We start from the raw sequence: 19,110 nt of genomic DNA, 5'->3' as shown, positions 1-19,110 counted from the left end.
CCTGCGGATCAACCCTCATAGAGACTCTCGAGGTCGCTAAAGATCGCGGCTTCAAACTCAGCCCCCAGGCGCCCCTGACGCTCGGCAAAGCTATTGTAAATCGCGGCGATTTGCTGCGCAAAGTGATCGACGCCGTCAGGCTTTGCGAGGCTTTCCATGAAGTCGCTGTAGGTGCCGCGCACCTGCTGCACCTCATACGCTTCGACGCGGGGAGGATAATGGAACTGGCCCGCAAGCATCGCCGCACCAACGGCGACCGCGAAGGTATTGGAGGTTGGTCTGGTCGCTGCCAGCTCAATCATACTTGGGTCCCATTTCATTGATCGTTTCTTCGGTAAGGCAACTGAAAAACTTGATCTTGTTCGCCTGGCGGAGGCTTTCGACTGCCGGATCGAGTTTCGCAGCGAACGCGCTAAAGTCAGAAAAGTGTACCGTGCGGATCGAGTCGATATCCACGACGGCCCCGAAGACAATCTTGTTGTCTGGCAACTTTACCCGCGCGCCGGTCACGACAGACATGATGTGCAGTGTTTCGCCCTCATTGCGGTGGACCTGAACCGAAACATGGTCGTCCTGCGCCTCTACGTCACCCACTCTGACGGCCAAGTTGATCTTCGCGATCTGGTCCGCGAGTGTCGGCGCCTGTATCAAATTGACATACTTTACCGAGTAGCGCTCGACTGGCCCCGCGATGCCGACTTGCGCCACCTTCGCGACGATGCCCAGAATTGCGTCTTTGAAAGCAGGCCACTTCGGGTAGGGCAGCTTGCACGCGATGACTAGGTTCCGATCCCCGAACGAAATCGTGAACTCGCCCCAGTCGAGTCGAATGACAGGCGAGAAAGCTAGATTCGGGTCTTGGTCTCTGATCGGCTGAGGTATCTCGGCCGCTGGCAGCCTCTGGAGTGTCGGCTTCGGCGTCAACTGGCCAAAGAGCGCACCCGGCAACAGGTCTGCTAGTTGCGGCGCGCCGCCCATGCGCACCTCGAAGACCGCATCGACCAGCGGTTCACGATCTAGGGTCTTGGGCAACTTCAAGTTCTTCCTCCGCGTAAGAACGAAGTGTAGCCTGCGCACGAATTGGGAGCAAGCGCGAAAGGCACTAAACGGCTCAAGAGTCAATGCCTTAGGCAACTTTCCGGGGTGTTAACCCAACGGGCGATAACACGACAGCCACTAGGAGCCAATGATTCTGGTTGCTGCGGGGCTCAGGTCTCCGGCCTCGGTACCAATGCGCAGCTACTTTGTTGTGCGGCGGCTGAGTGACCGCTTCCCTCGCATCGCCACGCTCGCAATGCTACGATGCCTTCAGACCGGTCCCCGCCCCTCGCAGCCACTCCTCACCCACAAAAAAGGCGCCCCGCAGGGCGCCTTTCGCTGACGGGGGCCGTCCGCTTACTGGGACAGCACGAAGGGCGCCGTGTACTGGTCCACGTTCTCGGGCGTGATCAGGAGGCAGTCGAAGAGCTGCTTCTCCTCGGCCACCATCGGCTCGCCGTTCTTGATGTAGTGATCGGCCTGGATCACCGCCTCGCGGGAGAAGACCGCGACGGGCTGAAGGACGGTGTAGGCCATCTCGCCGGCCCTGATCGCCTCGACCGCATCGGGAGAGCCGTCGAAGCCGCCGATGATCGTGCCCTCGAGGCGGCCCGCCTCCTTCAGCGCCGCGATGGCGCCGAGGGCCATCTCGTCGTTCCCGGCGATCACCGCGTCGATCTCGGGCTGGGCCTGCATGATGGACTGCATGCTGGTGTAGCCCTGGGTGCGGTCCCAGTTGGCCACTTCCTGGGCCACGCGCTCCAGCCCCGGATACTGGGACAGCATGGTCTCGTAGCCGTTCGAGCGGGTGGCGGCGTTGTTGTCGGCGGGGTTGCCGAAGAACTCGACATACTTGGCGGTGTCGCCGACGATGGACTGCCACTGGATCGCGCCCATGGCCGCGCCCTGGGCGTTGTTGGACACGAGCTGGGCGATGGCGATGCCGCTCTCGTTGATCTCGGCGTTCACGAGGAAGACGGGGATGCCGGCCTCGCTGGCGCGGCGCACCACGCCGATGGAGCCGTCGGCATTGGCCGGATCGAGGATGATCGCCACGGCGCCGTTGGTGATGGCGGCGTCGACGAGGTTGGCCTCGACATTGGTGTCGCCGCGGTGGGCGGAGACGGTGGCCTCGTAGCCCAGCTCCTCGGCGGTGGCGCGGGCGACCTCGCCCTCGGTGAACCAGTAGGGGTTCGCCGGGTCGTTGACGATGATCGAGATCAGGCCCTCGGCCCAGACGCTGCCGGCGAGGAACGGCACCGACAGGGCCGCCGCGAGCAGCGCGCGTTTGGTGGTCTTCAGCATGGGGTCTCTCCCTTGGTGGTGGGCCGGTCGAGGGCCCGGTTGTCCGCGAAGAACTCTCCTCGGTTTCGCGAATTTCGGATGGTCAGATGCGGCGTCCCCGGGTGCCGTACTCGATGGAGTTGAGCATGACGGCGAGCACGATCACGGCGCCGGTGAAGACGGTCTGCCAGTAGGAGCTGACGCCGATGATGATGAGCCCGGCGCCGAGGAACACGATGACGAGGGCGCCCAGAAGGGTGCCGCCCACGGTGCCGCGTCCGCCCATGAGGGAGGCGCCGCCCACGACGACGGCGGCGATCGCGGTGAGCTCGTAGGTGTTGCCCGCGGTGGGGCCGGCGGAGGTGAGCTGGGAGCTGAGGACGATCCCGGCGACGGCGGCGCAGAGGCCCGACAGGACATAGACCCAGATGTAGACCGCCCGCACCGGGACGCCCGAGAGCTGCGCCGCGTTGGGGTTGCCGCCGGTGGAGTAGAGCCAGCGGCCGAAGGGGGTGCGGGTGAGCAGGAAGTGCACGGCGAGGGCCACGGCCACGAGGACGTAGATGCTGAAGGGCACGCCCCAGAGGCGGTTGAAGCCGAGCCATTCCCAGCCGGTGTTGCCCAGGGCCGGGTCGCCCTGCAGGCGGTTGAACGTGAGGCCGTTGGTCATCAGGAGCGCGACGCCGCGCGCGACGTAGAGCGTGCCGAGGGTGGCGACGAAGGCGGGGACCTTGAAGTGGGCCACGAGGAGCCCGTTGATGAGGCCGACGAGGGCGCCCATGCCGAGCGTGCAGACCACGACCGCCCAGACGGGCAGGTAGAGGATGACGCCGAGCGCCTCAAGTTCGACGCCCTGCAGGAGCCAGCCCGCGAAGACGCCGCAGAGCGCGAGGGTCGAGCCGACCGAGAGGTCGATGCCGCCCGAGAGGATCACCAGCAGCATGCCGACGGCCAGAAGGCCGAAGATCGCCACCTGCGAGCCCATGATGAGGAAGTTCGACACGGTGAAATAGTTCGGCGACAGGATCGAGAAGACCACGATGATCGCGATGAGGGCGAAGAAGGCCCGGCCGTCGAGAATCCAGCCCAGGGGGCCGGAGGCGGCCTTCTTCTTGCCGGTCGCCTTGGCGGCGGTGGATGATGTCGTCTCCGACATGGGTGTCTCCCTAGACTTCGCTCAGGCGACCAGGCTCTCGCCCGAGGCGGCCATGATCGCTTCCTTCGTGGTGTCGTGGGTGAATTCCGCGACGATCCGGCCCCGGCGCATGACGATGATGCGATGGGCGATGGCCAGGCATTCGCCGACCTCGGAGGTTGTGTAGACGACCGCCATCCCCTGCCGGGCGTGATCGGCGAGGATGCGGAAGACCTCGCCCTTGGCGCCGATGTCGATGCCGCGGCTGGGCTCGTCGAGGAGGAGCACCGAGGGGTTGGTGGCCAGCATCTTGCCGATCACGACCTTCTGCTGGTTGCCGCCCGAGAGCGAGCCGATGGGCGCGTCGGGGCCGTCGGTCTTGACCGTCACCTCGCGGATCGAGCTGTCGACGATCGCCCGTTCGGCGCGGCGGTCCGTCAGGAGCCGCCGGGTGAAATTGCCGATGGAGGCAAGCGAGAGGTTCTGCCCGACGCTGATGGTCTGCACGAGGCCGTCGCGCTGGCGGTCCTCGGGCACGAGGGCAAGCCCCGCGGCGATGCGGTCCGCGATCGACAGCCCGCCGATGTCGCGGCCGTGGAGCAGGACCTGCCCCGAGGCGGCCGGGATTCGGCCGGCCACGCATTCCATGAGCTCGGTGCGCCCGGCGCCCATCAGGCCGTAGATGCACACGACCTCGCCCGCGCGCACGGTGAGGTCGAGCCCGTCGACGGCGCGCACGGCGCCGCCGGCGGTATCGACCGTCAGGCGTTTCACCTCGAGCGCGGGGGCGCCGATCTCGTGGCCCGTGGGCGGCTGGCCGAGGTCGAAATTCTCGCCCACCATGTTGCGGACGATCCATTCGAGGTCGATCTCGGCCCGGGGCGCGGCGGCCGTCATCACCGCGTCGCGCAGCACCACGGCGTGATCGGTGATGGTCAGCGCCTCCTCGAGGTGGTGGGAGATGTAGACGATGGAGACGCCGCGGGCCTTGAGGTCGCGGATCACCTTGAAGAGCACCGTCACCTCTGAGGCCGAGAGGGCGGATGTCGGCTCGTCCATGATCAGGATGCGGGAATTGATCGACAGCGCGCGGGCGATCTCCACGATCTGCTGCTGGCCGAGCCGCAGGTCGCCAACGAGTGCGAGGGGGTCGATATCCTCGACCAGCTCCTTCATCAGGGCGCGGGTCCGGCGTTCCTCCTCGGCGTAGTAGACGCCGGTCCGGCCCATGATCTCGCGGCCGAGGAAGATGTTGTCGCGCACGTTCATGTTGGGCGCGAGGCTGAGCTCCTGATGGATGATCGAGATGCCGAGGGCGCGGGCCTCGATGGTGGACCGGATCTCCACGGGTCGACCGTCGAGGATCAGCTCTCCGGCGGTGGGGGTGAGCACGCCGGCGAGAATCTTCATCAGGGTGGACTTGCCCGCCCCGTTCTCGCCGAAGAGGGTGGTGACCTGTCCGCGGTGGACGTCGAAGTTGACGCTGCGCAGCGCGCGGACCGCGCCGAAGGATTTCTCGATGTTGCGCGCGGCGAGCACGACATCGGGGGCGATGCCGCCCGCCTCGCGCACGGGTCCGAGGGTCATTCGGAGACCTCGAAGCGCACGGGGGTGACCAGCCAGTTCGCCGGGTTGATCAGGGTGAAGGCGCCAACGACGGTGACGGTCTTGCCGGTCAGCGCATCGCGGTCGAGATCGGAGAGCACTTCGGCGGACATGGCGCGGTTGATGGCGGAGCCGACGTCCTGATACTCGATCTGATTCGTGAACATGCCGAACTGGATGTCGCCGGGCACGTCGCGCAGGTCGGTGCCGTTGATCGCGGGGCCGGTCTGCACGCGTATCGCCGTGCCCTCGGGCATGCCGTCGACGTCGACGCCGAAGATGCCCGAGGCGCCCTCGAGAGCGGTTCCGGTGAAGGCGACGGTCAGGACCGGGAAGGTGCCGCCCGATGTGCCGTAGGCCGCGATGGCGGCGTTGCGGTCGGCGGCGAGTTCGGTGGCAAGGGTCACGGCATCTGGGGCCTTTTCGATCACGAGATCGCGGATCCGGGGAAATTCCGCCTGACCGAAGCTGTCCGCGTCGAAGGCCTGCTCGCGCAGGTCCTCCTCGGAGCCCACGCGCACGACGGTGGTGTCGAGCGCCATGGCGGCGACGAGCGCCGCGGCAAGGGCGGCGACGATCAGCCGCCGCGGAAGGCCGCGGCGGGCAGGAGTGGTTTCGGTGTCGGTGGTTGACATGGCGCCCCAGCAGATTGTCCGCACGACCCTTCGATCGGGCGCCGTCGAGCGCGGCACCCCTACGCAACTCCGCGCCGGAACCGACGCGGCCGGGAGGGCCTTCCAGACCTTGCGAGTCCCGAGCGGATTCCCCCCTTTTCGACGCCTGCGGCGATGGCCCGCAGAACGTCCCGGCCCTGAACCTTCTGGTTTTCTTGACCGTGGAGGGACGTTAAGTGAAAAAAATTGCTCTGTCTGCAAAAAAAATCAGTTCGGGCGAAAGTTCTGTGCTAGGTCGTCATTCCCACGGGGCCCGACGCCGCCCGGGGGCACGACGCGGACCGATCGACGGAAGGGGAGTCTCATGACGGCATCGCCGGACCTGGTGATCGGGGTGGATGCGGGCACGTCGGTCATGAAGGCCGTGGCCTTTGACATGGGCGGGCGGCAGCTTGCCGTCGCCTCGGTGCGCAACGGCTACGAAACGGGCGCGGAGGGCGCGGTCACCCAGTCGCTGGAGCGGACATGGGCGGATTGCGCCCGCGCGCTCCGGGCGCTCGGAGAGCGGGTCGAGGGGCTGGCGCGGCGCACGGCGGCGGTGGCGGTGACCGGGCAAGGCGACGGGACCTGGCTTGTGGGCAAGGGCAATGCACCGGTTGCGGATGCGTGGCTCTGGCTCGATGCGAGGGCGGCGCCCACGGTGTCGCGGCTCGTGAAGGGAGCGGGCGAGCGGGCGCGGTTCGAGGCGACGGGCACCGGGCTGAACACCTGCCAGCAGGGCAGCCAGATGGCGCATATGGCGGCGACGGCGCCCGGGCTGCTGGAGCGGGCGGAGGTGGCGCTCCATTGCAAGGACTGGCTCTTTCTGAACCTGACGGGGGTCCGGGCGACCGACCCTTCGGAGGCCGGTTTCACCTTCGGGGATTTCCGAACCCGGCGGTACAGCGACGCGGTGATCGGGGCGCTGGGGCTCGAGGCGCACAGGCATCTGCTGCCGGAGATCGTGGACGGATCGGAGGTCGTCTTTCCGCTGACGGCGGCGGCGGCGGAGGCGACGGGGCTGCTCGAGGGCACGCCGGTCAGCCTTGGCTATGTGGACATGGCGATGACCGCGCTGGGGGCGGGGGTGCATACGGGGGACGCGGGCGCGGCCTGCTCGACCGTGGGCTCGACGGGCGTGCACATGCGGGCGGTCGGCGCCGAGGGGGTGCATCTGAACGCCGAGGGGACGGGCTATGTGATCTGCCTGCCGGTTCAGGGGGTCGTGACGCAGGTGCAGTCGAACATGGCGGCGACGCTGAACATCGACTGGGTGCTGGCGCTGGCGGCCGATCTGGTGGCGGAGTTCGGCTCGGCGCCGGACCATGGCGAGATCGTGCAGCGGATCGACGGCTGGATGGCGCGGTCCGCGCCGGGGGCGCTCGTCTATCATCCCTACATCTCGGAGGCGGGGGAGAGGGGGCCCTTCGTCGATGCGGCGGCGCGGGCGTCTGTCGTGGGGCTCCATGCGGGGCACCGCTTTCCCGATCTCGTGCGGGCGGTGATCGAGGGGATCGGGATGGCGGCGCGGGATTGCTACGGCGTCATGGGCGACATGCCCGGAGAGCTGCGGCTGACCGGGGGCGCGGCGCGGTCGGCGGCGCTCAGGGGCGTGCTGGCGGCGACGCTCGACACGAAGGTCAGGGTTTCGGCCCGGGACGAGGCGGGGGCGGCGGGCTGCGCGATGATGGCGGCGGTGGCGATCGGCGCCTACCGGGACATGGATGCCTGCATCGCCGACTGGGTGACGCCGCTGTTGCAGGAGGCGGAACTGCCGGACCGGGCGCTGGTGCCGCTTTACGACAGGCTTTTCACGTCCTACCGCGCCGCGCGCGAGGGCCTCGCCCCGGTCTGGGGCCGCATGGCCGAGGTGCGGCGGTTCATCGAGGGAGCAGCGACATGAGTGACCTGACCGAAGTCGACCTGTTCGTGATCGGGGGCGGCATCAATGGCGCGGGGATCGCGCGGGATGCGGCGGGGCGCGGGCTGAAGGTCGCGCTGTGCGAGAAGGGCGACCTGGCGGAGGGGACCTCGTCGCGGTCGGGCAAGCTGGTGCATGGCGGGCTGAGGTATCTCGAGTACCGGGAGTTCCGGCTGGTGCGGGAGGCGCTGATCGAGCGGGAGGTGCTGATGCGCAACGCGCCGCACATCATCTGGCCGATGCGGTTCGTGCTGCCGCACAGCCCGCAGGACCGGCCGGCCTGGCTGATCCGGCTGGGGCTGTTCCTCTATGACCATCTCGGCGGGCGGGTGCGGCTTCCGGGTACAAGAAGCCTGAACCTGCGGCGCGACCCCGAGGGGGCGCCGCTGAAGGACCGCTACACCAGGGGTTTCGAGTATTCCGACTGCTGGGTCGACGACGCGCGGCTGGTGATCCTGAACGCGGTGGATGCGGCCGAACGGGGGGCGGTGGTGTTGACGCGCAGTCCGTGTGTGTCCGCGAGCCGCGAGAACGGAGCCTGGCACGTGACCGTGGCGGACAGCGGGACGGGCGAGCGGCGCAATTTCCGCGCGCGTGTGCTGGTGAACGCGGCGGGGCCCTGGGTGACGGATGTGGTCCGCCGGGTCGCGCGGTCGAATTCGGCCCGGAACGTGCGTCTGGTGAAGGGCAGCCACATCATCGTGCCGAAGTTCTGGAAGGGCGAGCAGGCCTATCTGGTGCAGAATACCGACAAGCGGGTGATCTTCATCAATCCCTACGAGGGCGACAAGGCGCTGATCGGCACCACCGACATCGCCTATGACGGCGAGGCCGAAAGCGTGGCCGCGGACGAGGGCGAGATCCGCTACCTGATCGACGCGGTGAACCGCTATTTCAAGGAGGAGCTGACGCCCGAGGACGTGGAGACAAGTTTTTCGGGCGTGCGCCCGCTCTTCGACGACGGGCAGGGCAATCCCTCGGCGGTGACGCGCGACTACGTGTTCGATCTCGACGAGGTGGGGGGCGCGCCGCTCCTGAACATCTTCGGCGGCAAGATCACCACCTACCGCGAGCTGGCGGAGCGGGGGATGCACCGTCTGGCGAAGTTCTTTCCGGGGATGGCGCGGGACTGGACGGCCTCCGCCCCGCTGCCGGGCGGCGACATGCCGAAGGCGGATTACGAGAGCTTCAGCGGGCAGATGAAGCGGGATTACCCGTGGATGCCCCGTGGCCTGCGGCGGCATTACGGACGGCTCTACGGGACGCGGGTGGCGCTGATCGTGGGCGAGGCCACGTCCCTCGCCGGGCTCGGGCGGCATTTCGGCGGCGAGCTCTACGAGGCGGAGGTGCGCTACCTGATGACGCACGAGTGGGCGCAGACGCCCGAGGACATCCTGTGGCGGCGCACCAAGCACAGGCTGCATCTGACCGAGGCGGAGCAGGCGGCCTTTGCCGACTGGTTCCGGCGCACCCATGCCGAGGCCGCGTGACATGGGCCTGACGCTGTCGCTGAATACCAATCCGCTGGTGAACCGCTTTGCCGAGCCGGACGACCTGATCCAGGCGATCGCGCGGGACATCCGCATCCGCGACATCCAGCTGACGCATGAATTCATCAACCCGAGCTGGCCCGCCCCGGTGATCCGGAGGCTGACGCGCGAGATGGACCGCGCGCTGGGGCGCAGCGGGTGCCGGGTGACATCCGGGATGACGGGGCCCTACGGGCGGCTCAACCATTTCGGGCATCCGGACCCGGAGGTGCGGCGCTACTACGTGGACTGGTTCAAGACCTTCGCCGACATCATCAGCGATCTGGGCGGCCGGTCGGTGGGCACGCAGTTCGCGATCCTGACCTACCGGGATTTCGACGATCCGGCCCGGCGGGAGGACCTCATTCGCATCGCCATCGACTGCTGGGCGGAGGTGGCGGAGCACGGCAGTGCGGCGGGGCTCGACCATGTGTTCTGGGAGCCGATGAGCGTGGGGCGGGAGTTCGGGGAGACGATCCGCGCCTGTCTCGACCTTCAGGAGCGGCTGAGTGCCGCGGACATGGCGATCCCCATGTGGATGATGGCCGATATCGACCACGGCGACGTGACCAGTCCCGATCCCGACGACACCGATCCCTATGCCTGGGCGCGCGCGGTGCCGAAGCTGAGCCCGATCATCCATATCAAGCAGTCGATGCTGGACAAGTCGGGGCACCGGCCCTTCACCGCCGAATACAACGCCAAGGGCTCCGTCCAGCCCGGCCCGCTGCTGGCGGCGCTGGCCGAGGGCGGGGCGGAGGACAACGAGATATGCCTCGAGCTGTCGTTCAAGGAGCGCGAGCCGAACGACCGGCAGGTGATCGCGCAGATCGCCGAGAGCGTCGCCTTCTGGGCGCCTCATATCGACAGCGGCGCGCGGGATCTGAAGCTCTGAGGCGCGCGGGCCGCCCCGGGGAAGGCGCCTTGCCCGGTCGCGGGGCGCCCTATGTTCATGTCTCCACAACGGAAATCGAGAATGACTGAAACGCTGAGGATCGCCTTCATCAAGGCCCGCTGGCATGCGGATATCGTGGATCAGGCCCTTGTCGGATTCGAGACCGACATGGCCGAGGCGGGCACGCCGGTGGAGATGTCGGTCTTCGACGTGCCCGGCGCCTTCGAGATGCCGCTTCTGGCGCAGAAACTCGGCCGCGCGGGCGGGCATGACGCCATCGTCTGTGCCGCACTGGTGGTGGACGGCGGCATTTACCGGCATGATTTCGTCGCGGCGGCGGTCGTGGACGGGCTGATGCAGGCGCAGCTGGCCACCGGGGTTCCCACCTTTTCGGTCTCGCTGATGCCGCATCATTTCCAGCCCTCGGAGGAGCACCGGGCCTTCTTCCGCGCGCATTTCGTGAGGAAGGGCGCGGAGGCCGCCGCCGCGGTGAGGATGGTCGCGGCGCTGGGCGTCTGACGGGAGAGGAACAGAGGGCAGGACATGGCAAAGGATCGCTCGCCGGATGCCGAAACCTCATTGTCGCTGCGGGCCGCCTGGCTGCATTACGTCGGCGGGCTGCGGCAGGCGGAGGTGGCCAAGCGGCTGGGCGTGCCCTCGGTGAAGGCGCATCGGCTGATCCAGAAGGCGGTCGCGGAGGGCGCGGTCAAGGTCAGCATCGAGGGCGAGATCGTCGCCTGCATCGAGCTCGAGGAGGCCTTGCGGCGGCGCTATGGGCTGGATGTCTGCGAGGTCGCGCCGGATCTCGACGAGGGCGGGCTGCCGCTGCGGACGCTGGGGCGGGCGGGGGCGTCGTTCCTGCGGCGCCTGCTGGAGCTTGGCGAGGTGACGACCATCGGGATCAGCCATGGCCGGACGCTCGCCGCGATGGTGCAGGCGATGCCCAACCTGTCGATGCCGGACCGGCGGTTCGTGTCGCTGATGGGGGGGCTGACGCGCAGCTATGCGGCGAACCCCCATGACGTGATGTACATGCTGGCCGTGAAGACCGGCGCCAGTTCCTATGTCCTGCCGGTCCCGTTCTTCGCCAATTCGATCGAGGACCGGAAGGTGCTGCTGGCCCAGCGCGGCGTCTCGGAGGTGCTGGAGATCGCGCGGTCGGCGCCGGTGAAGGTGGTGGGCGTCGGCTCCGCCGGGTCCTCGGCGCAGCTCGTGGTCTCGGGGCTGATCCGGCCGGGGGAGATCGAGGAGATCTCGAAGTCGGGCGGCGTTGGGGAGATGCTGGGGCATTTCTTCGACCGGGAGGGCGCCCTTGTCGATACGCCGCTGACCGCGCGGACGGTGACCGTGCCGCTGGAGAAGGGGCGCGGCGACCGGATCATCGCGATCGCGGGCGGCGAGGAGAAGGTGGGGCCGCTGCAGGCGATCCTGAGGAGCGGGCATCTGTCGGGGCTGATCACGGACGAGCGGACGGCGCAGCAGTTGCTGGCGCGGTGAGCCGGTCGGGGTTTGTCACAGGTCATGACTCAATGTCACATCATTGACCTGTTAGCTTGTGATGCATAGTGTGACGTTAGACGGAGGCTCGATGAAGCGCGACGAGCGGCAGCACTGCATCATGGACGTGCTCGTGGCGGACGGAGAGGTCCAGCTCGAGGCGCTTGCGCTGCGGTTCGACGTTTCGCGCATGACCATTCACCGCGATCTGGACGAGCTGGAGGCGGCGGGGGTTCTGCGGAAGATCCGGGGCGGCGCGACGATCCGGTCGGGGACCCGGTTCGAGAGCGATTTCCGGTTCCGCGAACGGCAGGGCGCGGAGGCCAAGGCCGCGATGGCGCGGGCGGCGCTTGAGCTGATCGAGCCGGGCATGACGGTGATGATCAACGACGGCTCGATGGCGGCGGTGCTGGGGCGGATGGTGCCCGGGAAGCGGCCGCTGACGGTGATCACCAACAACGTCGCCATCCTCGAGGCGCTGCAGGGCGAGGCGGGGATCACGCTCATCGCCATCGGCGGCGTCTATTCGCAGAAGTACAACGCCTATCTCGGCTCGCTGGCCGAGGAGGCGCTGGCGGGGCTGAGGGCGGACCTGGCCTTTCTGTCCTCGCCGGCGGTGGCGGGGCTCGAGGTGTTCCACATGGATGACAGTGTGGCCCGTTGCAAAAGGGCGATGATCCGGCAGGCGGATGAGTGCTGTCTTGCCGTGAACCATGGGCGGTTCGGGCAGGCCGCGCTCTACCGGCTCGCGGCGCTGAGCGAGTTCCGGCACATCATCACCGACGGCGCCCCGCCGCCCGAGGTTCGCGCGGAGCTGGAGGGCGCGGGGCTGTCCCTGACCATCGCACGGGCACAGGAGGCCGCCGCATGAGCACGCCCGACATCTGGATCGGCACGAGCTGGAAGATGAACAAGACGCTGGCGGAGGCCGAGGCCTTTGCCGCGGTACTCGCCGAGGCGGACGGGGAGCGGGACGCGCGCATCCAGCGGTTCGTCGTGCCGCCGTTCACGGCCGCGCGGCAGGTCAAGGCGCGGCTGAAGGACACGAGCGTCAAGGTGGGCGCGCAGAACATGCACTGGGCCGATGCGGGCGCCTGGACCGGGGAGATCTCCGCGCCGATGCTCACCGATTGCGGGCTCGACCTCGTGGAGCTTGGCCATTCGGAGCGGCGCGCGCATTTCGGCGAGACGGACGAGACGGTCGGGCTGAAGGTCGCCGCCGCGCTGCGGCATGGGCTGACCCCTCTCATCTGCATCGGGGAAACGCTGGAGGACCGCGAGAGCGGGCGCGCCGGCGACATCCTCGCGGCGCAGGTGCGCGGGGCGCTGGCGGGGGCGGCGGGCAGCGGCGCGCCGATCCTGCTGGCCTATGAGCCCGTCTGGGCCATCGGCGAGCACGGCACGCCCGCCTCTGCGGATTATGCCGACGCGCGGCAGGCGGAGATCGGCGCGTTCGCGGAGGAGGTTCTGGGGCGGCGGGTGCCCTGCCTTTACGGCGGGTCGGTCACCCCGGAGAATTGCGAAGAGCTGATTGCCTGCCCGCATGTGGACGGGCTGTTCATCGGGCGGTCGGCCTGGAGGGTCGAGGGCTACCTCGACATTCTGGACCGCTGTGCCGCCGCACTCTGAAAGGAAGGGGTCATCATGAAGATCGCAGTGGCCGGCGACAGCGCCGGAGAGGGCCTTGCCAAGGTTCTGGCGGAGTATCTTGCGGAGAGGCACGAGGTATCGGAGGTCTCGCGCACCGGAGACGGGCCGGACAAGTTCTATGCCGACATGTCCGAGCGCGTGGCCTCGGCGGTGATGGCGGGGGAGTACGAGCGGGCGATCCTCGTCTGCGGGACCGGCATCGGCGTGCAGATGGCGGCGAACAAGGTGCCGGGCATCCGCGCCGCGCAATGCCATGACACCTATTCGGCGGGAAAGGCCGCGACCTCGAACAACGCGCAGATCATCACCATGGGCGCTCGGGTCATCGGGGCGGAGCTGGCCAAGGACATCGCGGACGCCTTTCTGGGGGCCAGCTTCGATCCCGAGGGGCGGTCGGCCGGGAACGTGAACGCCATCGACGCGGTCGACGCGCGCCACCGGAAGGACTAGGCGGCCGTGCCGGCGCCGGAGGGGGCGCGGGGATGAGCCGGATCCTGGCCATCGACAGCGGGCTCACGGTGACGAAGGCGGTGATCTTCGACACCGAAGGCCGTCAGGTCGCCGTCGCCCGGCGCAACGTGCGGCAGTCGATGCCCGCTCCGCGCCATGTGGAGCGGGACATGGACGACCTGTGGCGGCAGACCGCCTCGGCGATCCGGGAGGCGATGGCGGCGAGCGGCACGGCGCCGGGCGGGATCGCCGCGGTGGCGGCCACGGCCCATGGTGACGGGGTCTACCTGCTGGACCGGGAGGCGGCGCCGCTGGGACGGGGGGTCCTGTCGCTCGACAGCCGCGCGGCGGAGGTCGTCCGGGACTGGCAGGCGGACGGGACGGGCGCGGACAGTCTGCGGATCACCGGGCAGGTGCCCCATGCCTCGGCCCCCTCGGCGCTGCTGCGCTGGATAAGGGACCGGGAGCCGGAACGCTTTGCCCGGATCGGGCATCTGCTGGCCTGCAAGGACTGGCTGAGGGCGCGGCTGACGGGGACCATCGGGACGGACCGGACCGAGGCCAGCACCTCCTTTGCCGATGTGGGCACGCAGGCCTGGTCCGAGGAGGCGCTCGCGCTCTTCGGGCTCGGGGCGCTAAGGGACGCGCTGCCCGAGGTGGGCCATTCGGCGCAAGTCGTGGGCGCGGTGACGGCGGAGGCGGCGGCGCTGACGGGGCTGGCCGAGGGCACGCCGGTGGCGGCGGGGCTCCATGACGTGACCGCCTCGGCGCTGGGGATCGGCGCCCATCAACCGGGCATCGTGGGGATCGTCGCAGGGACCTATTCGATCAACGAATGCGTCTCTGCCGCGCCCGCGGTCGATCCCGGCTGGTTCTGCCGCTCGGCGATCGAGCCGGGTCTGTGGAACACCATGTCGATCTCGCCCGCCTCGACGACGAATTACGACTGGTTCCTCGGCACCTTCTGCGGCGCGGATCGCATCCTGGCCGAGAGGGAGGGGCGCAGCATCCATGAGGCGCTCTCGGGGGAGCTGAAACGGGGGCTGAGCCGGGCCTCTTCGGTGATCTACCACCCCTATCTCTTCGGTTCGCCCCGGGGGGCGGAGCCGAGCGCGAGCCTGATCGGTCTGCGCGGCTGGCACGACCGGGGCGACGTGCTGGCGGCGCTGATGGAGGGGATCGTCTTCAACCACCGGGAGCATGTGGACCTGTTGCGCGGCGCCTTCCCGGCGGAGGAGGCGCGGCTGACCGGGGGCGCCTCGCGCAACCCCGCCGTGGCGCAGCTCTTTGCCGACGTGCTGGGGATGCCCGTCACGGTCACCGAGACCGACGAGGCGGCGGCCTGGGGCGCGGCGCTTTGCGCGGGGGCGGCGGTGGGGCTCTTTTCGCGGTTCGACGCCGACCCGCGCGATCTGGCGGCGGCGTCGGTGCGGTATGTGCCGGACGGGGGGCGGCGGGCGCATTACGAGGGGCGCTATCGGACCTACCTTGCCTCCGCCGCGGCGCTGGAGGGGACCTGGGGCGCGGTCAATGCGCTTGACGTGCAGGGCAGGACGCCGGGGGATGGCTGACGAGGTGACCGAGCTCGACGTGTTGATCGTCGGCGCGGGCATCAACGGCGCCGGGCTCTTTCGCGATCTCTGCGCGCAGGGGCTGAACTGTGCGATAGTGGACAAGGGCGATTTCGGCTCGGGCACCAGCGCCGCGCCGTCTCGGCTGATCCATGGCGGGCTCAAATATCTCGAGACCGGGGAGTTCCGGCTGGTGGCGGAGGCGACCTACGAGCGGAACCTGCTGCTGAGGAACGCGCCGCATCTGGTGCGGCCGCTGCCGACGCTCATTCCGATCCAGTCCTGGGCCAAGGGCATCTGGCCCGCGATCCGGACTTTCTTCGGGCGTCCTTCGTCGCAGCGCAGCCGGGGGGCGGTGCTGATCAAGGCGGGTCTGGTGCTTTACGACCGCTTCGGCGCGAGGGCGCGGGTGATGCCGGGGCACGGGTTCCTGTCGCGCAGGAAGGCGCTTGCCGGGCTGCCCGCATTGACGCCGCGGATCAAGGCGGCGGGCACCTATTACGATGCGGCGATCACCGCGCCGGAGCGGCTGGTGCTGGAGCTGGTGCAGGACGGTCTGAGAGATGCGCCGGGCTCCGAGGCGCTGACCTGGGCGCCGGTGACGGGACAGGAGGCGGGCGTGGTGACGGTGGCGCCGCAGCGCGGCCCTGCGCGGCGCTTTCGCCCGAAGGTGGTTGTGAACGCGGCGGGGCCCTGGATCGACGGGGTCAACGCCTGTCTGGGGCTCGAGACGCGGCTGATCGGGGGCACGAAGGGCTCGCACATCCTGCTCGACCATCCGGAGTTGCTGCGGCAGCTCGACGGGCGGATGATCTATTTCGAGGGGGAGGACGGGCGGATCCTGCTGGTCTTTCCCCATGCGGGGCGGGCGCTGGTGGGATCGACCGACATTCCGGACGACGATCCGGATGCCGCGCACTGCACCGAAGCGGAGGTGGCCTATTTTCTCGGCGCGCTGAGGGACCTTCTGCCGGGGCTCGAGTTCCGGGAGAGCCAGATCGTCCATGCCTATGCGGGGGTGCGGCCCCTGCCGGCCTCGGAGGGTGTCGCGCCGGGGCTGATCTCGCGGGATCATTCCGCGCCGGTCGCGGCGGCGTCGGGGGAGAGGCCGTTCCCGGTCATCTCGCTCGTCGGCGGCAAGTGGACGACCTACCGCGCCTTCGCGGCGGAGGTAGCGGACGTGGTGCTGGCCGGGCTGGGCCGGGCGCGGCGCTGCGCCACGGACCTGATGCCGATCGGCGGGGGAAGGGACATGCCGGACGGGGCCGAGGCGAGGGCTGCCTGGGCGAGGGGCTGCGCCACGAAGACGGGGGTGGACGAGGAGCGGGCGCTGCAGCTTCTGGCACGCTACGGGACGACGGCGGCGGCGGTCGCCGAGGCGGAAGGGGCGGAGCCGGTCTGGCTCGGGGCCGGCTACAGCGAGGCGGAGATCCGGTGGATCGCGCGGGCGGAACGGGTGGGACGGCTCGAGGACATCGTCCTGCGGCGGACGGACCTTGCGATCACCGGCCGGATCGACGCGGGGCTGGCCCGGCGCATCTGCGCCCTGGCGGGAGAGGTTCTGGGCTGGGGAGAGGACCGTCAGGCCGAGGAGCTCGAGGCCCTGGCGGAGCTTCTGAGGCGGCGCCACGGCATGACCCTCCGGCGGGAGGGGGATCGGGGCATCCTCGTCGGGGCGGGGCAGGAGGGACGGGACCGAAGAGAAGGCTGATCGACGCGGCGGACCGGCTGATCGGGGAGCTGATCGCGGGCATGGTGTCGGCCCATCCGGCCCGTCCGTGCCCTGGGCCTGTCCCCCGAGGCGGTGGAGACCGCGGCGGCGCGCGACGCGGACCATGGGCGTGGCGCTGTCGGCCTGCACGCTGCCGCCGACGGGGCGCCCGAATTCCGACCTGCCCGAGGGGGAGATGGAGATCGGCATGGGCATTCACGGCGAGCCGCGCCGGGGCCGCCGACCGCCGGGCGCGATCCGGATGGGGCCGACGCGGCGCGGGAGGGACAGGCGAAAGCGTGGCGACGCGGTTTCCGCCCCGGCGCTCCGGCCGACGTGACGCCCCGCCCGGGCGCGAGGCGCTGCACGCCGGCGCGTGCGGGCGCTCCCGCCGGGATCGTGCCCGGCGGGCCCCGAACCGGCCCGAGCCTGCGCCGAGCGGAACCCGGGGGCGACGGCCTCCGCCGCGCGGGGGCGGGCGATTTCAGGCGCATGAGCGCGACAGCCGTCCCGAACGATGCCGAAGAGCGGGACCAGGGGCTGGCACGCGGGCAATCCGGCGGGCGAACGGCGGGCCTGTTCGATCCATCTCTGCTAGATGTCCTCCATGACCCAGCTCGTGCAGCCACGCCTCGTCAATCCGCCGGACGGCGATCCCGGCGTCTATCTCGATTTCCGCTTCGGTCGGCGTGCCATGCTCTTCGACATGGGCGACCTCGCGCGGCTCAGTCCTAGGGAGCTTCTGCGGGTCAGCCATGTCTTCGTTTCCCATGCCCACATGGACCATGTGGCGGGCTTCGACCGTCTTCTGCGATTGCGACTGCATCGCCCGCATCCGCTCGGCATCCTCGGCCCCGAGGGCTTCGTGGAGCAGGTGGAGAACCGTCTCGGCGCCTTCACCTGGAATCTTCTCGACGAAACCTCGGTCGATTTCCGCCTCTCCGTCAGCGACTTCGATGGGCGCCGCATCGCGCGGGCCGTCGAGTTCCGCGCCCGGGAGGCGTTCCGTCGCCGCGACCTGCCGCCGCCGGTCCATCCCGAGGGCACTGTACTCGCCGAGGACGATCTCGCCGTGGAAGGCGTGGCGCTCGACCACGGCATTCCGTCCCTCGCTTTCGCCCTCCAGGAGAGCATTCGCGTCAACGTCTGGAAGACCGCGCTCGAGGAGCAGGGCCTGTCGGTCGGGCCCTGGCTCGACGAGGCCAAGCGGGCGATCCGCGGGGAGGCGCCGGACGAGCATCGGGTCGAGGTTCCAGGCCGCGGCCCGGTGCCACTGGGCGACCTGCGCGGGCGGGTCTTCAGGACCCAGCGCGGCCAGCGGGTGGTCTATGTCACGGACGCCGCCGATACCGCGGCGAACCGAGACCGGATCGTGCGCCTGGCCTCCGGGGCCGACCATCTCTTCATCGAGACCCCGTTTCTCGATGCCGACCGGCACCTCGCTGCCCAGACGGCGCATCTTACGGCCCGCGCCGCGGGGGAGATCGCGCGGACCGCGGGCGCACGGCGCGTCACGGCCTTTCATCACTCGGCCCGATACGGCGACCGGCCGGGCGCGTTGGCCGCAGAACTGGCGGAGGTGCTCGACCCGGACTCGCCCAGGGCCCGGGCCGGATCGCGCAGGAGTCCGGAGCCGAACTGGGTCCGCCGCTGGCGCCGGGACGGCCTGTCGCGGGAGGCGGCGCTCGCGCGGTTCGACGGCCTTCCGCCCGTCCTGCCCGAGGAGATGCTTGGCGACTGGAGCGGCGTCGGACTGCCGACAGACCATCCGTTCGACGGCCTGCTCGAACGTCTCGGCTGGCAGGGCAAGCGTTTCCGGAGTTGCGACGACGTCGACCCGCTGATTTTCGGTCCCGGGATCGCGCTCGACCCGCGCCGGATGCCCCTCGGCCTCGCGCTGCGCTGGCCGCGACTCGCCGGCAGTGGCGTGACATGCGGGGCGTTCCGGCTCGTTCTGCCCGTCTTTCGGACCCGCAGGCCGGCGGCCCGTCTCGCGACCGTCGGTTTCCGCGGCACGGCGAGCGCCGCCATGATCTATGACCGGCAGCCGATCGTCGACCATTTCCGGCGCATCGACGCAAGGCGCGTCCTCGGGCTGATGGAGATGCGGCGCTCCGCTCCCTACTTCTTCCTGCTGGCGAGCGGGGGGAGCCGCGCCCCGGGCTGAGGGC

General features: G+C 69.4%; 18 protein-coding genes. 12 read left to right on the top strand and 6 right to left on the bottom strand.

What is annotated here, in order from left to right:
- Nucleotides 1-8: 8 nt before the first annotated feature.
- The 6 genes from EAT49_RS04030 to EAT49_RS04005 form a co-directional block, all read right to left on the bottom strand.
- Nucleotides 9-302: a hypothetical protein gene (locus tag EAT49_RS04030; protein ID WP_123641008.1), complete on the bottom strand. Its 294-nt coding sequence runs from the start codon at nt 300-302 to the stop codon at nt 9-11.
- The gene (locus tag EAT49_RS04025) at nt 295-1,038 is read right to left on the bottom strand and encodes a TIGR04255 family protein (protein ID WP_123641007.1); all 744 of its coding nucleotides are present in this window, start codon (nt 1,036-1,038) and stop codon (nt 295-297) included. The genes EAT49_RS04030 and EAT49_RS04025 overlap by 8 nt, the downstream gene beginning before the upstream one ends.
- Nucleotides 1,039-1,395: 357 nt before the next feature.
- Nucleotides 1,396-2,343, bottom strand: a complete 948-nt coding sequence (locus EAT49_RS04020; RefSeq protein ID WP_123641006.1) for a D-ribose ABC transporter substrate-binding protein — start codon at nt 2,341-2,343, stop codon at nt 1,396-1,398.
- Nucleotides 2,344-2,425: 82 nt separating this feature from the next.
- Nucleotides 2,426-3,478, bottom strand: coding sequence for an ABC transporter permease (locus EAT49_RS04015; RefSeq protein WP_123641005.1), 1,053 nt, complete (start codon nt 3,476-3,478; stop codon nt 2,426-2,428).
- Nucleotides 3,479-3,499: 21 nt separating this feature from the next.
- The gene (locus EAT49_RS04010) at nt 3,500-5,044 is read right to left on the bottom strand and encodes a sugar ABC transporter ATP-binding protein (protein ID WP_123641004.1); all 1,545 of its coding nucleotides are present in this window, start codon (nt 5,042-5,044) and stop codon (nt 3,500-3,502) included.
- A complete protein-coding gene (locus EAT49_RS04005) occupies nt 5,041-5,697 on the bottom strand; it encodes a DUF2291 domain-containing protein (protein WP_123641003.1) in 657 nt (218 codons plus the stop codon). The genes EAT49_RS04010 and EAT49_RS04005 overlap by 4 nt, the downstream gene beginning before the upstream one ends.
- 343 nt (nt 5,698-6,040) lie before the next feature.
- Here EAT49_RS04005 and EAT49_RS04000 point away from each other — a divergent pair, with 343 nt between their 5' ends.
- The 12 genes from EAT49_RS04000 to EAT49_RS21400 all read left to right on the top strand — a co-directional run bounded on the left by EAT49_RS04000 (nt 6,041) and on the right by EAT49_RS21400 (nt 19,106).
- Complete coding sequence (locus tag EAT49_RS04000; protein WP_123641002.1) at nt 6,041-7,618, top strand: FGGY-family carbohydrate kinase; 1,578 nt, start codon at nt 6,041-6,043, stop codon at nt 7,616-7,618.
- Nucleotides 7,615-9,126: a glycerol-3-phosphate dehydrogenase gene (locus EAT49_RS03995; RefSeq protein ID WP_123641001.1), complete on the top strand. Its 1,512-nt coding sequence runs from the start codon at nt 7,615-7,617 to the stop codon at nt 9,124-9,126. The genes EAT49_RS04000 and EAT49_RS03995 overlap by 4 nt, the downstream gene beginning before the upstream one ends.
- Nucleotide 9,127: 1 nt before the next feature.
- Nucleotides 9,128-10,060 (top strand): TIM barrel protein, encoded by a 933-nt coding sequence (locus EAT49_RS03990; protein WP_123641351.1) that lies wholly within the window; start codon nt 9,128-9,130, stop codon nt 10,058-10,060.
- An 81-nt stretch (nt 10,061-10,141) separates the two neighbouring features.
- Nucleotides 10,142-10,579 carry a 6,7-dimethyl-8-ribityllumazine synthase gene (locus EAT49_RS03985; RefSeq protein ID WP_123641000.1) on the top strand — a complete coding sequence of 146 codons (438 nt, stop codon included), beginning with the start codon at nt 10,142-10,144 and terminating at the stop codon, nt 10,577-10,579.
- A gap of 24 nt (nt 10,580-10,603) precedes the next feature.
- Nucleotides 10,604-11,557, top strand: a complete 954-nt coding sequence (locus EAT49_RS03980) for a sugar-binding transcriptional regulator (protein WP_123640999.1) — start codon at nt 10,604-10,606, stop codon at nt 11,555-11,557.
- Nucleotides 11,558-11,648: 91 nt separating this feature from the next.
- Nucleotides 11,649-12,428 carry a DeoR/GlpR family DNA-binding transcription regulator gene (locus EAT49_RS03975; protein WP_123640998.1) on the top strand — a complete coding sequence of 260 codons (780 nt, stop codon included), beginning with the start codon at nt 11,649-11,651 and terminating at the stop codon, nt 12,426-12,428.
- Entirely contained in the window at nt 12,425-13,186 is a 762-nt protein-coding gene (locus EAT49_RS03970) for a triose-phosphate isomerase (protein ID WP_123640997.1), read from the top strand. The genes EAT49_RS03975 and EAT49_RS03970 overlap by 4 nt, the downstream gene beginning before the upstream one ends.
- Before the next feature lie 15 nt (nt 13,187-13,201).
- On the top strand, nt 13,202-13,657 hold the full coding sequence (gene derI, locus EAT49_RS03965; protein WP_123640996.1) for a D-erythrulose-4-phosphate isomerase: 456 nt from the start codon (nt 13,202-13,204) through the stop codon (nt 13,655-13,657).
- Nucleotides 13,658-13,689: 32 nt separating this feature from the next.
- Nucleotides 13,690-15,228 carry an FGGY-family carbohydrate kinase gene (locus tag EAT49_RS03960; protein WP_123640995.1) on the top strand — a complete coding sequence of 513 codons (1,539 nt, stop codon included), beginning with the start codon at nt 13,690-13,692 and terminating at the stop codon, nt 15,226-15,228.
- Nucleotides 15,221-16,939 carry a glycerol-3-phosphate dehydrogenase/oxidase gene (locus EAT49_RS03955; RefSeq protein ID WP_123640994.1) on the top strand — a complete coding sequence of 573 codons (1,719 nt, stop codon included), beginning with the start codon at nt 15,221-15,223 and terminating at the stop codon, nt 16,937-16,939. The genes EAT49_RS03960 and EAT49_RS03955 overlap by 8 nt, the downstream gene beginning before the upstream one ends.
- Nucleotides 16,940-17,063: 124 nt before the next feature.
- Complete coding sequence (locus tag EAT49_RS03950; protein WP_123640993.1) at nt 17,064-17,279, top strand: dihydroxyacetone kinase subunit DhaK; 216 nt, start codon at nt 17,064-17,066, stop codon at nt 17,277-17,279.
- A 267-nt stretch (nt 17,280-17,546) separates the two neighbouring features.
- Nucleotides 17,547-19,106: a DUF4334 domain-containing protein gene (locus EAT49_RS21400; protein ID WP_221181427.1), complete on the top strand. Its 1,560-nt coding sequence runs from the start codon at nt 17,547-17,549 to the stop codon at nt 19,104-19,106.
- Nucleotides 19,107-19,110: the final 4 nt, after the last annotated feature.

It is taken from the genome of Histidinibacterium lentulum (assembly GCF_003789055.1).
Taxonomy (GTDB): domain Bacteria; phylum Pseudomonadota; class Alphaproteobacteria; order Rhodobacterales; family Rhodobacteraceae; genus Oceanicola; species Oceanicola lentulus.
The sequence above is the reverse complement of the archived record's forward strand: the minus strand, read 5'-3'. Positions and strand labels throughout refer to the sequence as shown.

Coding starts and splice junctions, on each gene's coding strand:
- EAT49_RS04030 (WP_123641008.1), bottom strand. CDS start 302: ATGATTGAGCTGGCAGCGACCAGACCAACCTCCAATACCTTCGCGGTC.
- EAT49_RS03980 (WP_123640999.1), top strand. CDS start 10,604: ATGGCAAAGGATCGCTCGCCGGATGCCGAAACCTCATTGTCGCTGCGG.
- EAT49_RS04000 (WP_123641002.1), top strand. CDS start 6,041: ATGACGGCATCGCCGGACCTGGTGATCGGGGTGGATGCGGGCACGTCG.
- EAT49_RS04010 (WP_123641004.1), bottom strand. CDS start 5,044: ATGACCCTCGGACCCGTGCGCGAGGCGGGCGGCATCGCCCCCGATGTC.
- EAT49_RS03990 (WP_123641351.1), top strand. CDS start 9,128: ATGGGCCTGACGCTGTCGCTGAATACCAATCCGCTGGTGAACCGCTTT.
- EAT49_RS03975 (WP_123640998.1), top strand. CDS start 11,649: ATGAAGCGCGACGAGCGGCAGCACTGCATCATGGACGTGCTCGTGGCG.
- EAT49_RS04015 (WP_123641005.1), bottom strand. CDS start 3,478: ATGTCGGAGACGACATCATCCACCGCCGCCAAGGCGACCGGCAAGAAG.
- derI (WP_123640996.1), top strand. CDS start 13,202: ATGAAGATCGCAGTGGCCGGCGACAGCGCCGGAGAGGGCCTTGCCAAG.
- EAT49_RS04005 (WP_123641003.1), bottom strand. CDS start 5,697: ATGTCAACCACCGACACCGAAACCACTCCTGCCCGCCGCGGCCTTCCG.
- EAT49_RS03960 (WP_123640995.1), top strand. CDS start 13,690: ATGAGCCGGATCCTGGCCATCGACAGCGGGCTCACGGTGACGAAGGCG.
- EAT49_RS21400 (WP_221181427.1), top strand. CDS start 17,547: ATGACCCAGCTCGTGCAGCCACGCCTCGTCAATCCGCCGGACGGCGAT.
- EAT49_RS03985 (WP_123641000.1), top strand. CDS start 10,142: ATGACTGAAACGCTGAGGATCGCCTTCATCAAGGCCCGCTGGCATGCG.
- EAT49_RS03995 (WP_123641001.1), top strand. CDS start 7,615: ATGAGTGACCTGACCGAAGTCGACCTGTTCGTGATCGGGGGCGGCATC.
- EAT49_RS04020 (WP_123641006.1), bottom strand. CDS start 2,343: ATGCTGAAGACCACCAAACGCGCGCTGCTCGCGGCGGCCCTGTCGGTG.
- EAT49_RS03970 (WP_123640997.1), top strand. CDS start 12,425: ATGAGCACGCCCGACATCTGGATCGGCACGAGCTGGAAGATGAACAAG.
- EAT49_RS03950 (WP_123640993.1), top strand. CDS start 17,064: ATGGGCGTGGCGCTGTCGGCCTGCACGCTGCCGCCGACGGGGCGCCCG.
- EAT49_RS03955 (WP_123640994.1), top strand. CDS start 15,221: ATGGCTGACGAGGTGACCGAGCTCGACGTGTTGATCGTCGGCGCGGGC.